Source organism: Corynebacterium sp. P3-F1, assembly GCF_030503635.1.
In the GTDB taxonomy this organism is placed as follows: Bacteria; Actinomycetota; Actinomycetes; order Mycobacteriales; family Mycobacteriaceae; genus Corynebacterium.
Genome location: NZ_CP129965.1, coordinates 523,543 through 535,828 on the forward strand (window position 1 = coordinate 523,543; position 12,286 = coordinate 535,828).

General features: G+C 62.9%; 12 protein-coding genes. 1 reads left to right on the forward strand and 11 read right to left on the reverse strand.

Annotated elements, in window-relative coordinates; all coding sequences use genetic code 11:
• Positions 1 to 61: 61 nt before the first annotated feature.
• The 8 genes from QYQ98_RS02465 to rpsP form a co-directional block, all read right to left on the reverse strand.
• A complete protein-coding gene (locus tag QYQ98_RS02465) occupies positions 62 to 367 on the reverse strand; it encodes a DUF2469 domain-containing protein (RefSeq protein ID WP_087118156.1) in 306 nt (101 codons plus the stop codon).
• Positions 357 to 1,010 (reverse strand): ribonuclease HII, encoded by a 654-nt coding sequence (locus QYQ98_RS02470; protein WP_302007191.1) that lies wholly within the window; start codon positions 1,008 to 1,010, stop codon positions 357 to 359. Before QYQ98_RS02470 ends, QYQ98_RS02465 begins: the two co-directional genes overlap by 11 nt.
• A 10-nt stretch (positions 1,011 to 1,020) precedes the next feature.
• Positions 1,021 to 1,764, reverse strand: a complete 744-nt coding sequence (lepB, locus tag QYQ98_RS02475) for a signal peptidase I (protein WP_302007804.1) — start codon at positions 1,762 to 1,764, stop codon at positions 1,021 to 1,023.
• 122 nt (positions 1,765 to 1,886) lie between these two features.
• Positions 1,887 to 2,234 carry a 50S ribosomal protein L19 gene (gene rplS / locus QYQ98_RS02480; protein ID WP_076598777.1) on the reverse strand — a complete coding sequence of 116 codons (348 nt, stop codon included), beginning with the start codon at positions 2,232 to 2,234 and terminating at the stop codon, positions 1,887 to 1,889.
• Positions 2,235 to 2,351: 117 nt separating this feature from the next.
• Positions 2,352 to 3,650, reverse strand: coding sequence for a tRNA (guanine(37)-N(1))-methyltransferase (locus tag QYQ98_RS02485; RefSeq protein WP_302007805.1), 1,299 nt, complete (start codon positions 3,648 to 3,650; stop codon positions 2,352 to 2,354).
• A 5-nt stretch (positions 3,651 to 3,655) separates the two neighbouring features.
• The gene (gene rimM / locus QYQ98_RS02490; RefSeq protein ID WP_302007192.1) at positions 3,656 to 4,162 is read right to left on the reverse strand and encodes a ribosome maturation factor RimM; all 507 of its coding nucleotides are present in this window, start codon (positions 4,160 to 4,162) and stop codon (positions 3,656 to 3,658) included.
• 35 nt (positions 4,163 to 4,197) lie between these two features.
• On the reverse strand, positions 4,198 to 4,977 hold the full coding sequence (locus QYQ98_RS02495; protein ID WP_302007193.1) for an SDR family oxidoreductase: 780 nt from the start codon (positions 4,975 to 4,977) through the stop codon (positions 4,198 to 4,200).
• A 102-nt stretch (positions 4,978 to 5,079) separates the two neighbouring features.
• Entirely contained in the window at positions 5,080 to 5,583 is a 504-nt protein-coding gene (rpsP, locus tag QYQ98_RS02500; RefSeq protein ID WP_302007194.1) for a 30S ribosomal protein S16, read from the reverse strand.
• Positions 5,584 to 5,987: 404 nt separating this feature from the next.
• Here rpsP and QYQ98_RS02505 point away from each other — a divergent pair, with 404 nt between their 5' ends.
• Positions 5,988 to 8,180: an acyltransferase family protein gene (locus tag QYQ98_RS02505; RefSeq protein ID WP_302007195.1), complete on the forward strand. Its 2,193-nt coding sequence runs from the start codon at positions 5,988 to 5,990 to the stop codon at positions 8,178 to 8,180.
• 137 nt (positions 8,181 to 8,317) lie between these two features.
• Here QYQ98_RS02505 and ffh read toward each other — a convergent pair whose 3' ends face one another.
• From ffh to ftsY, 3 genes are all read right to left on the reverse strand, one after another.
• The gene (gene ffh / locus QYQ98_RS02510; protein ID WP_302007196.1) at positions 8,318 to 9,943 is read right to left on the reverse strand and encodes a signal recognition particle protein; all 1,626 of its coding nucleotides are present in this window, start codon (positions 9,941 to 9,943) and stop codon (positions 8,318 to 8,320) included.
• A 104-nt stretch (positions 9,944 to 10,047) separates the two neighbouring features.
• On the reverse strand, positions 10,048 to 10,302 hold the full coding sequence (locus QYQ98_RS02515; protein WP_302007197.1) for a P-II family nitrogen regulator: 255 nt from the start codon (positions 10,300 to 10,302) through the stop codon (positions 10,048 to 10,050).
• A gap of 183 nt (positions 10,303 to 10,485) precedes the next feature.
• Entirely contained in the window at positions 10,486 to 12,264 is a 1,779-nt protein-coding gene (gene ftsY / locus QYQ98_RS02520) for a signal recognition particle-docking protein FtsY (protein ID WP_302007198.1), read from the reverse strand.
• Positions 12,265 to 12,286: the final 22 nt, after the last annotated feature.

The window sequence follows — 12,286 nt, forward strand, 5'->3', positions numbered from 1 at the left end:
AAGTGCTTGTGCTTAGTTAGACGAGGAGAAGAGGCGGAAGGATCCGTCGATAAGCGAAAAATTACTCGGGGATGACCATCTCGGGCTTGTCCAGCTCCTCGATGTTGACGTCCTTGTACGTGATCACCCGCACGTAACGCACGAAGCGCACCGCGCGGTACATGTCCCACACCCACGCGTCCGACATGCGGACCTCGTAGTACACGTCCTTGCCCTCGGTGTGCGGGATGAGCTCGACTGCGTTCGCGAGGTAGAAGCGGCGGTCCGTCTCCACGACGTAGGAGAACTGGCTGACTACGTCGCGGTATTCGCGGTAGAGGGACAGTTCGACCTCGGCCTCGTAATTGTCCAGGTCCTCAGCGCTCATCGTTGGTGCTCCTCATGTACGTCTCGTGTGCTGCTGCAACGTTGGCATAAGTGTAGCGATGCTGGGCACTCGCTCCGTGGCGGCGCACCGCGTCCATGTGGGCGCGCGTGGAATAGCCTTTATGCTTATCGACGCCGTACCCCGGGTACTCCTCCCCCATCTCCGTGACCAGTCGGTCCCGGCTGACTTTGGCCAACACGCTCGCCGCTGCGATGCAGCGGACGGTGTAGTCCCCGCCAACAATGGGAAGCTGGGGTGCGGTGAGGCCGGGGACGCGGAAGGCGTCCACAAGCACATACCCCGGGGTGATGCCAAGCGCGGCGATGGCGCGACGCGCACCGTCGAGGTTGGCGTTCTGGATTCCGCGGCTGTCGATATCCGCGGCGGGAATGTGGATGACCGAATGCGCGACCGCGGTGTCCACGATCGCCGTGTACAGCTCCTCGCGGCGCTTATGCGTGAGCTGCTTCGAATCTGTGAGCCCCTCGAGCGCGGCGATTGGCCGCAAGGGAAGGACGCATGCTGCAATGGTGATGGGGCCGAAGCACGCTCCCCGGCCTGCTTCGTCGATTCCCGCGACGGGCCCGAATCCGGCTTTTTCCAGCGCGACCTCGTAGGTGCGCAGCTGCTTCAGTCTGCGCATACGCGCTACCCTACTGCTGCTGCGGTTGGATCTCGCGGTCCTTGACAGGCCCGATGCGTGTCAGCGGCAGAATGATGAACGACACTTTGCCGCGGATGTTCTCCTCCGGGATCGTGCCCTGGAATTCATCGCCGGAGTGGTAGCGCGAATCGGCAGAGTTCGTGCGGTTGTCGCCCATGACGAAGACGTTGCCCTCCGGTACCGTGATCGGGCCGAAGAAGTTGCCGCCGCACTCGGTGGACCCGTCTTCTCCGATAACGGGATTAGCCGGCGGCTCAAGAATGTACGACTGGTCGATCGGCTGGCCGTCCACCATCACCGCTGGATCACCGGCCTGGCACGAGACCGTCTGCCCGCCGGTGGCCACGACACGTTTGACCAGATCGTTCTCGTCCGGAGCCACCAACCCCACGTAGGAGCCGAGCTGCTGAAGACCGGCCACAAAGGCGTTGTCGGAGCGGTTGGACTGGTAACCGGTGTTCCACGACGGCGTTCCCTCGAACACCACGACATCACCCGGCTCCGGGTCGGAGAAGTAGTAGCTGACCTTCTGCACAAAGATGCGGTCGCCGTTGCAGCCTTCGCAGCCGTGCAACGTCGGCTCCATGGATGCCGAAGGAATCAGGTACACACGGCCCACGAATGTCTGCAACACAAAGATCAGTGCGAGTGTAAGAACAACAACCAGCGGAATCTCGATGTACCACGGCGTAGCCCTTTCCGCCTGCTCCTGTTCGGGTCGCGGGCGGCGCACTGGGCGGGGTCGGGGCTGTGCGTTATTAGTCACGGCAAATCACCTTATCAGCGGGAAAACGAAACGCCCCCTCCCGTTGCGCTTTGGCGAAGCAGGGAACGGGAGGGGGCGACGGGCACGTCTTAGCGACGCTCCTTGATGCGGGCTGCCTTACCGCGCAAGTCGCGCATGTAGTACAGCTTCGCGCGGCGGACGCGGCCGCGGCGCAGCACCTCGATGTGGTCGATGTTCGGGGAGTGCACCGGGAAAGTACGCTCCACACCGATACCGAAGGAGATCTTGCGGACGGTGAACGTCTCGCGGATGCCGGAGCCCTGACGGCGGACAACGAAGCCCTCGAAGAGCTGGGTACGGGTGACGTTGCCCTCGATGACCTTAACGTGGACGCCAAGGGTGTCGCCGGGGCGGAAGTCCGGGATGTCGTCGCGCAGCTGGCCTGCGTCGACCTTGTCGATAATGCCGTTGGACATGGCAGAATTCCTTTTCAGATTTGGACAGAGGACCCTAGCGGCGCTGTCCGCGCTCAACTGGTTCATGTCGGCTACATGACCCGAACATTCTTGCATAGAGGCCGGTAGCTTCCAAATTCAGCTTATCGACGGCTCCCCTGTCCTCTTCTTCCCCGCGTCCCCGGCGGCCGCAGCTGCCGTTGTCCCGTACCAGTACTCGACTCCGGGGAGTGCGCCCACGACTACTGCCGTGGCTTTCTTCGGCGGCAATGTGGAGCGTCCTTCGACGACAACGCGGTAGACGGGGTCGAGCAGTGGGCGGTCCTCGGCGGCCAGATATTGGTTGACCACGATATTGTCGGGCTCGCAGCGAGTGTCCATGAGCTCGACGCTGATGTTGTCTGCGAGGTAGCCGGCACGGCGGAGTTTCTTGGCCAGCTTGTTCCGGGTTTTCTCCCACGCCACGGCGTTCATGATCACGGCGATGTCGGTGGACAGCTCCTGCGCGTCGAGTGTGAACAAGTCGTCCTTGTCCAGCAGGTTCTCTCTGCGTGCGCGCTCAATGAGGTCCGGTCTCACGTGCCGGGTGCGCTCGAGCGACTGGTCGCGTCTCCAACGAGCGATCTTGCCGTGGTCCCCCGATAGCAGCACCTCCGGAACGTCGATGCCGCGCCACTGCCGTGGTCTTGTGTACGACGGGCCCTCGAGCAGTCCGTCGGAGAAGCTGTCTTCCTCGTGGCTTTCGGTGTTTCCCAGCACTCCGGGAACGAGGCGGGTCACTGCTTCCGCGATGACGAGCACGGCCACTTCCCCGCCGATGAGCACGTAGTCGCCGATGGATACCTCTCTCACCCGGTAGTTTCTCCGTGCATCGTCGAAGACGCGTTGGTCGATCCCCTCGTAGCGGCCGCAAGCGAAGACGATGTGCTCCTCGCGCGACCACGCCTGGGCATCCGCCTGGGTGAAGGGAGTGCCGGCGGGAGTGGGAACCAGCAGCAGGGGTTTGCTATCGTCCTCGTCCTCATACTCCGAATGCGCCGGCTGCGCCCCATCAGCTCTATGCGCCTTATTCGCCGTATTCGGCGTAGGCGCAGTATTCGCCCCGTCTCTGCCAGCTGGGTAGGGACGCGGGGCGACCTGCTCGACATCGTCGTGGCGCAGCTTGTCGTTGCGGTGCGCGACGGCGGTAGCCAGCTCGGTGCCTGCGCGACCGGTAGCCACATCGTCGAGTGCACTGCCCCAGACCTCCGGCAGCATGACCATGCCGGGTCCGCCGCCCAAAGGCGGCGCGTCCACAGACTTGTGGTTTCCGGTCGCCCAGTCGCGCAGATCGTGCACGCCGACGGAGAGAATCCCCTGCTCGATAGCCTTACCTAGCAGCGCGTGGCGCAGCGGTTCGAGGTACTCCGGGAAAATCGTGATGACATCCAGCCTCATCGCACTCACAGCTCCAGTAGACCCTCCGGCGGGGTTGCCACGAGGAATCCTTCCTCCAGATCGACTTCGGGGACGATGTCGATGACGAACGGAATCAGGACTTCCCGGCCGTCCATCTCCACCTCGAGCAGTTGGCGGCCGGGGGTGTGGGTGACGCCGGTGACGGTGCCGGCGGGTGTGCCGTCGATAAGCACGCGCAAGCCGATGAGTTCGTGGTCGTAGAACTCGTCCTCGTCCGCGTCCTCGGCGCGCTCGAGCGGCTCGGCGAAGAACTGCATGCCCCGCAACGAATCGGCAGCCGTGCGGTCAGGGATCTCCTCGAATGTGACAAGCAGGCGTTTCTGGTGCGGGCGCACCGACGCGATGGTCAAGTCGCGCTCCTTGCCCGCTTGTGTGCCGTGGAGAACCTCACCGACGGCGTAGCGGATCTCCGGGTCATCGGTGGTCACCTCGACGGCGACCTCTCCTTTAACGCCGTGAGATTTGACCACCTTGCCGATCAATAGCTGCATGCTTTAACAGGCTACCAACCTCTTCTCAGGCCGAGTTACCACGTCGAGTCGCCGCGGGTGATCGCGTCGTATCCGCCGTCGACGAAAATGACCTGGCCGCACAGGTGAGTGTTCTCCACGCTGGTGAGGAAGGCGAGCATGGCGGCCGCCTGCTCCGGCTCGAGCCAGCCGTTGAGTGGCATGGGCACCTGCTCCAACTGGGCCAGGCCCTCCTTGCTGTTCCGCAGCTCCTCCGTCATCGGGGACACAACGACAGCCGGGGCGATGGCGTTGAGTGCGATGCCGGCGCCGGCCCACTTCTGCGTCGGGGCGTTGCGGCGCACCCAACGCGCGATCGCCTGCTTGGAAGCGGAGTAGTTGGCGTACCCCTCGCGCGGCCCCGCTTCCGCGAGCTCCGTGCCTCGGGCGACTGCGCGCTCCTCATCGTTATCCAAAAGGGCATTGAGCAGCTCGACGTCGGTCGGCTGAAGGGAAGCCATGGACGCCGTGACGACGGCACGCGGGTTGTCGGACGCCGCGAGCAGGTCGTACACACCGTCGAGCGTGGCCACGGCACCGAAGTAGTTCACCTGAACTGTCTTGGCGATAGGCGCCTGCATACCCGCGTTCGCGATGACGGCGTTGAGCTGCCCTCCGGAGAGCTCGCGCGTCTTCTCCGCCAGCTCTTCGCGGCCCTCTGCCGTGGTCAGGTCGCAGTTGATATCCGCGCCTTTGATGTCTGCGGTGATGACCTTCTCGCCACGTGAGCGCAGAAGCTCCGCGGTGGCTTTACCGATGCCGCCGGTACCTCCGGTGATCAGATAGGTGCGTGACATGAGAAAACCTCCCTAGACGTTGGGAAAGAACATATTCTTGCTCTTCCCAGTTTACGTCTGGGGAGGTGGACGGGACGCAGTTTAGCGTTCCGCTTAGTTCTCTTAGTTCTCCTCAGCCTCGGCATCCTCAGCCGGAGCTTCGGCGTCCTCGGACTCGGCAGCCTGAGCCTCTGCCTCAGCGGCAGCCTCGGCAGCTGCCTTAGCCTCAGCCTCTTCCTTGGCCTTCTTGCGCTTCTCGGTGATGGCCTCAGCGGTCGGGCCGTTGGATGCCTCCTCGAGAGCCTGGTTGAACAGGTCGAGTTTGGACGGCTTCTCCTCGGCGACCTTGAGGGTGCCCTCGGCGCCTTCCTCACCCTTGTGCTTCTGCCAGTCACCGGTGACCTTCAGCAGAGCGAGCACCGGTTCGGTCGGCTGTGCGCCGACACCGAGCCAGTACTGGGCGCGCTCAGAGTCGATCTGGATGAGCGACGGCTCTTCCTTCGGGTGGTAGATACCGATGTTCTCGATGACGCGGCCGTCGCGGCGGGTGCGGGCATCGGCGACGACAACACGGTACTGGGCGTTGCGGATCTTACCCAGACGCTGCAGCTTGATCTTTACAGCCATGATTCAAAAGTCCTTACGTGGTCACTGGGCAGTGCAGACGCTCGCCGCCTATCGACGAGCCGGTTCAGCCCTTGAGTTTCACCTGCGTGTGACTGGCCGGCCGGTGTGATCTCCGACCCTCCGGAGGTTGTGCCGCTTCCGGCGCTAACGCAGTTTTGCCGTGGCGTACTCGGCGGGAAATGCTGTCAAGTGCGCATCGACCCGAAGTACCTTACCCCCGTCTACTCCTGATAACCAAAACATCGTGCGGGTTAACGGGATTGGCCGCCTTCAGCGGTAAGGTCTGCACGGGAAGACCCAGAAACCCCAGAAAAGCCGGGACTGGCGGCAGTGTGTCGCGGACAAGACCGCAAGCTGTCCACCATCAGTCTCATTCCCCTCTTGACGCAACGGATTTTCACGCAATGACGACCACGGTTACCGCCCAGCAAGAAAAGGCCTCCAAGCCTGCGCCGAAGCAAGCGTACCGGAACGATCTCGATGGATTGCGCGGTGTCGCAATTGGTTTGGTCGTGCTGTTCCACGTTTTCGTCGGCCGCGTTTCCGGTGGTGTTGACGTGTTCCTTCTGTTGTCGGGCTACTTCTTCATGGGTTCTCAGCTCCGGTACGCGATGCGCCCGAATCCCTCATTGAATCCGTGGTGGCCATTCTGGCGCACGGCGCGCCGCCTGCTCCCCGCCCTCGCGATTGTTCTGGCGGCGATTTTTGCGGGTATCAAGTGGTTGACGCCGGAGATCATGAGCAATGACCTGGCCCGGCAATTCACCGCCTCAGTCCTGTATTTCCAGAACTACGAGCTGGCGTCGCAGAACCTCGATTACGCTGCGGCAGGTGCGGAGACCTCACCACTACAACACCTGTGGTCCATGAGCGTGCAGGGCCAGTTCTATGTCTTCGCTATCACGGTGGGGATCATCGTGGCATTCCTGGCCAGCCGACGCGGCGTGGCTACCGAGAAGCTGCGCCGCGGCATCATCGCTGTGCTGGTTGTGCTGACAGTGGCATCGTTCGCATACGCATCGCGGCATGGGTTGGTGGGCACCCCGAAGAATTACTACGAGTTCCCGTCGCGGCTGTGGGAGTTGGCTTTCGGTGCACTCTTGGCCATGTTGCCGGTGACTAATCTCATTCCGGAAAAACTGCGCGGACTCGCCGCCGGTCTCGGTGTCGCAGCCATCGCGGCGACGGGCGCGATCATCACCACGTCCCTCGCCTTCCCGGGGCCGGCCGCTTTGATTCCGCTGCTGGGTGCGGCCCTTGTCGTCATGGCGGGGCCGGACCAGCCAGTGGCCCGCGTCCTGTCGTCGGGCCCGATCCTGTGGCTGGGCAAGGTCGCGTATTCGCTGTACCTGTGGCACTGGCCACTTCTCATCCTGTTTACGGTGAAGTCGGGGCGCCCGACACCGACGGTGGCTCTTGGCGTTCTCGTCATTGCGCTTTCACTGTGCCTGGCGCACCTCACCTACACCCTTGTGGAGGACCCGCTGCGTCAACATGGCAAACGCCCCAAGGCCACCGACGCGCCGGTGAAGAAGGCACGCGCGAGCTTGCAGACCTTTGAAGGCCGTGGCCGCGCAGTCGGCGGAGCGTTGATCGGTGCGCTACTTCTGGGATTGCTGTCCATTCAGCCGATCTACGCCCGCCAGGTCAACAACGCAGATTTCAATCTCGCCTCCAGCGAGTACCCGGGTGCTATGGCTCACTTCGGGTCGGAAGTCCCAGAAGTGAACCCGGAGCCCGACCCAGCGCTAATCGCGGACATCTTCCCGCCGACAGCGGACAACAACTGCATCATCTTCATGGATCAGCCCTCAGACATGCTGCCGGGGCCGCAGTGCGTGTGGGGCGACCCGGAGGCGGAGACGACCGTCGTCCTCTTCGGCGGATCTCATTCAGAACCATGGATCATCCCGCTGGACCAACTCGGGCGCGAACACGGGTTCAAGGTCATTCCTATCGTGCGCCAAGCATGCCCTCTCATTCTGGACGACTTGGACACAGTGAGTCCGGAGTGCGCCCAATGGTCGCGGCTGGCGTTCGACCGGATCATTGAGCTCCAGCCCGACCTGGCTATCTCCACCGCCACCCGACCCGTCGGGCGCGCTGGCGAGGGTAGCCCCGGACCAGACTCCGTCCCATATTCCTACGCCAGCGTGTGGGAAGAGCTCCAGGCCAACGACATCCCGTTCCTTGGACTCCGCGATAACCCGTGGGTTTTCAGTCGTGAGGGCGAACACATGGACCCGAATGAGTGCCTGGTCGCAGGCAACACCGTGAAGTCCTGCTCGACTCTCCGCGAAACGGTGTACGGCGGTGCGGACCCGTCAGCTGAGTATCTCTTCCCGGAGAACAAGCAATGGGGTTTGGACACATCTGAGTGGTACTGCGAAGAAGAACTGTGCCCGCCCATCATTGGCAACGTGTACGTCTACCGCGACCAGAACCATGTGTCCAACGCGTTCGTCGCGACCACCGCCCCGCTGATCTGGGCGAAACTGCAAGAGATTTTCACGGCTCTGGGCACCCCTGTTAAAGGCTTGGAGGACGGCCCGAAGCTCGACCCGGAAAAGGGCGTGCTCGCGGGGACTCAGGCGTAGGGAGCGGACACGGGGGGCGTCGGCAAGCCGAGCGTGGAGCCGGAACCGGAGATCTTCCCTGAACTCGGCGAGCAATACTGAGCAATGAAAAGGCCCTCCCGCTCGTGGACACGTAGCGGAAGGGCCATCCCCTGGGCTTACTTGCCCTTGCCCATGCGTTTCATGGCCTCGTTGAAGTCGAGGTTGTTCAGGTCGATGCCGTCCATCCCTGGTGGCAGCTGCTCCTGCATTTTGCGCAGTTGGGCGGGATCGAGCTGATCCATACCCGGCATACCCGGCATTCCGCCCATGCCCGGCATCTTCGGGCCTCCACCCTTCTTGGCGGGCTTGCGCTTGCCGTTCTTGCCTTTGCGGCCTTTCGGCTTCTTCTTCGTGGCAGAGCGCCCCATCCCTGGCATTCCGCCCATGCCCGGCATGCCAGACAGACCGAACTGGCTGGCCATCTTGCCCATCATCTTCTTCGCTTCGAAGAAGCGCTCAACTAGCTGATTCACCTCTGCGACGGTGACACCAGAACCGTTCGCAATGCGCTTGCGGCGGGAAGCGTTGAGGATCTTCGGATCCTCGCGCTCCTGCGGGGTCATGCCGCGGATAATGGCCTGAATGCGGTCGAGCTGCTTTTCGTCGACCATGTCGGCCATCTCGTTCATCTGCTTGCCGCCGGGCATCATCTTCAGCAGGTTGCCGATCGGCCCCATACGCCGGATCATCAGCAGCTGGTCGAGGAAGTCCTCGAGGGTGAGCTCACCGGAGCCCAGCTTCATGGCGGCTTCTTCCGCCTTTTGCTGGTCCATCGTCGCTTCGGCTTGCTCGATCAGGGAGAGCAAGTCGCCCATGCCGAGGATGCGGCTGGACATGCGGTCCGGGTGGAAAACGTCGAAGTCCTCGAGTTTCTCGCCTGTGGACGCGAATAGGATCGGCTTGCCGGTGACCTCACGGATGGATAGAGCCGCACCACCGCGGGCATCACCGTCGAGCTTGGTCAAGACCACGCCGGTGAAATCAACACCGTCGGCGAAGGCCTGCGCGGTGGCCACGGCGTCCTGGCCGATCATCGCATCGATGACGAAGAGGACTTCGTCGGGGTTGACAGCGTCGCGAATGTTGCGCGCCTGCGTCATCAGGGTTTCGTCGATACCCAGGCGACCTGCGGTATCGATGATGACCACGTCGGCGTGGGTGCGGCGCGCTTCCTCGATCGACGCCTTGGCCACCTCGACGGGGTCGCCGTGGGACGTGCCCATTTCGTGGTCGCCCGAGTCGAGCGAGGTGCCAGGGTCCGGCGCGAAAGTGGGAACGCCGGCACGCTTGCCCACGATCTCCAGCTGCTGCACCGCCCCCGGACGCTGCAAATCGCAGGCAACCAGCATCGGGGTGTGCCCCTGCTTGGTCAGGTGGAGGGCGAGCTTGCCCGCGAGTGTGGTCTTACCTGCACCCTGCAGACCGGCGAGCATGATCACGGTCGGCGGGTTCTTGGCCAGGTTCAACCGGCGGGTCTCGCCGCCGAGGATGTTCGTGAGCTCCTCGTCGACAATTTTGATGACTTGCTGCGCCGGGTTGAGCGCCTCCGACACGTCGGCGCCGAGAGCGCGTTCCTTGACGCGTTTGATGAAGGCGCGGACGACCGGCAAGGACACATCGGCCTCGAGCAGGGCGATACGGATCTCACGGGCAGTGGCGTTGATGTCCTCTTCCGTGAGTTTGCCCTTGCCGCGCAGACCTTTGAGCGCTGTTTGCAAGCGGTCGGACAATGACTCGAACACGAGTGGCACGCTCCTTGGAGAACGGTAGAGGGTTGAAGACAGAAACTTCCCTATACCCTAGCGCGCCTGGGCGCTGCACTGATAAGCACAGGCCCTTAGCCACACTAATCGACGATAGCGGCTTCGTCCGTCTCACCCGTGCGCACGCGGATGACGCGCTCAACGGGCGACACCCAAATCTTGCCGTCACCGACCTCGCCGGTGCATGCCGACGACAAAATGGCGTCCACCGCCGCATCCAATTGGGTATCTGTGACCACGACCTCGACCTTGAGCTTGGCCACGTACGGCGAGGAATACCGCGCACCGCGGTAGAACTCGACTGCCACCGTGGCAGCGTGTTCGGGTATCACCTTCATCACCTCACAGGATCTCGTCGGAATGGTTGGAGTGGTTTAGCCAACCGAAAACAACGTGAACCTAGAGAAGTCCCAAACCGACGAAAATGCGACACAAGTCACACTTATGCCGCACTTTCATTCAATTATGCGTATCGAATATGTCGTTCGAGAGGTGCACCTCGAACCGCGTGCCACTACTGACTAGCCGAGCAGCGCGTCGACGAATCCCTCCACTTCGAACGGAGCGAGATCGTCCGCGCCCTCGCCGAGTCCGACGAGCTTGACGGGCACTCCGAGCTCCTCCTGGACCTGGAAGACAATGCCGCCCTTGGCAGTTCCGTCCAGCTTGGTCAGGACAACACCGGTGATCTCGACGACGTCCTTGAAAACGCGGGCCTGCATCAGGCCGTTCTGGCCGACAGTGGCGTCGAGTACCAAGAGCACCTCGTCGACCTGGGATTTCTTCTCCACCACGCGCTTGACCTTGCCCAGTTGGTCCATGAGTCCGGTGGAGGTGTGCAGGCGCCCGGCGGTGTCGATGAGCACGACATCCGCCTGTTGCTCGACACCCGTCTTCACAGCATCGAAGGCGACGGATGCTGGGTCCGCCCCCTCCTTGCCACGGACAGTCGACGCACCCACACGACGGCCCCATGTCTCAAGCTGGTCTGCAGCCGCCGCGCGGAAGGTGTCAGCCGCGCCGAGCACCACACTGTGCCCCATGGAAATGAGGACGCGGGCGAGCTTGCCGGTAGTCGTGGTTTTGCCGGTGCCGTTGACGCCAACGACGAGGATGACGGCGGGTTTACCATTGTTCGGCATCGCCCTGATGGAACGATCCAGCTCAGGTTTTCCGGCCTCGATGAGCGTCTCACGCAGCATGGCGCGAGCTTCGTCTTCGCTGGACACGCCGCGCTCGGCGATCTTCTCGCGCAACGATTCGGTCACCTTCATAGTCAGCTCGGCACCGAGGTCCGCCATGATGAGTGTGTCCTCGATCTCCTCCCATGCATCTTCATCGAGATCGCCTGCGGAGAGAATGCCGAGCAGCCCCTGCCCGATCGCGTTCTGGGAGCGGGACAGGCGCCCACGCAGTTTGCCGATACGACCCGCCGCCGGCTCGATGTCGTCGAGCTGCTCCTCAGGGACCGGTTCGGTCTCGATGACGCTGTCCGCGGTTTCTTCGGTGGCCTCTGCCGGAGCGGGCACCGGAGTCTGCTCACGTGCCTCCTCAGCTGCGTCCGCCGTGGTACGGGCCGCTTCAGCCGCCTCCTGCGCTTCCGCTTCTTGCGCTTCCGCCTTTTGCGCTTCGTCTGCAGCTTGTGCCCCGGTGTCTGCCTCGGAGCCAGCCCCAGTCCCGGCCGTAACTGCAGCTTCGTCTGCGGCTGCGGCATTGTCAGCGTTCACAACCGGTTCAGAATCGACTGCCTGTGCGTTCGCGAGCTCCACCGGTTCAACTTCTTCCGGGTCGGGCTCGATCAGCACAGTCTCGGCTTCGGTCTCTGCGTCGGTTTCGGCCGGACCCACGACCTGGTCGGTGGCCTGCGCAGGGGCTGGGTCCTGCTCCTTCACCGTCTCAGCAGCGGGCTTCTCCTGCGCGGTCGCATCGGGCTTGCCGGAGGCGGCAGCAGCGGCAGTGGCACCGGCAGCCCCAGAACCCGCAATTCCCGCGGCACCGGCATCCGGGGCGGGCTTCGAGGGACGGTCGGAGTTCAACGGTTCGTCGATACGCACGGGCTCTTTCTCGGCTGTCGGTGCGCCGGCGGGTGCGAAGTTGAAGCCCCCCTTGGCCTGGTAGTTGCCGGACTTCTCCTGTTGGGTGAGCTCTTTCTGCTGCTCCGGCTCCTTCTTTTCAAAGGAGACGGTCTTGGATTTCTTGCGGTTGTTGCCCACAACGACAACGATGCCCACGATGATGAGCAGCGCCACGATGACGGCGATGACAACCCACAGAACAGTTGAATTGGTCATGTTCCCCATAGTGCCACCGAATCACGGCATG

What these genes read in the sequence shown, in the direction of transcription:
- QYQ98_RS02465 (WP_087118156.1), bottom strand. Translation starts at nt 367, where the DNA reads ATGAGCGCTGAGGACCTGGACAATTACGAGGCCGAGGTCGAACTGTCC.
- QYQ98_RS02470 (WP_302007191.1), bottom strand. Translation starts at nt 1,010, where the DNA reads ATGCGCAGACTGAAGCAGCTGCGCACCTACGAGGTCGCGCTGGAAAAA.
- rplS (WP_076598777.1), bottom strand. Translation starts at nt 2,234, where the DNA reads ATGTCCAACGGCATTATCGACAAGGTCGACGCAGGCCAGCTGCGCGAC.
- QYQ98_RS02485 (WP_302007805.1), bottom strand. Translation starts at nt 3,650, where the DNA reads ATGAGGCTGGATGTCATCACGATTTTCCCGGAGTACCTCGAACCGCTG.
- rimM (WP_302007192.1), bottom strand. Translation starts at nt 4,162, where the DNA reads ATGCAGCTATTGATCGGCAAGGTGGTCAAATCTCACGGCGTTAAAGGA.
- QYQ98_RS02495 (WP_302007193.1), bottom strand. Translation starts at nt 4,977, where the DNA reads ATGTCACGCACCTATCTGATCACCGGAGGTACCGGCGGCATCGGTAAA.
- rpsP (WP_302007194.1), bottom strand. Translation starts at nt 5,583, where the DNA reads ATGGCTGTAAAGATCAAGCTGCAGCGTCTGGGTAAGATCCGCAACGCC.
- QYQ98_RS02505 (WP_302007195.1), top strand. Translation starts at nt 5,988, where the DNA reads ATGACGACCACGGTTACCGCCCAGCAAGAAAAGGCCTCCAAGCCTGCG.
- QYQ98_RS02515 (WP_302007197.1), bottom strand. Translation starts at nt 10,302, where the DNA reads ATGAAGGTGATACCCGAACACGCTGCCACGGTGGCAGTCGAGTTCTAC.
- ftsY (WP_302007198.1), bottom strand. Translation starts at nt 12,264, where the DNA reads ATGGGGAACATGACCAATTCAACTGTTCTGTGGGTTGTCATCGCCGTC.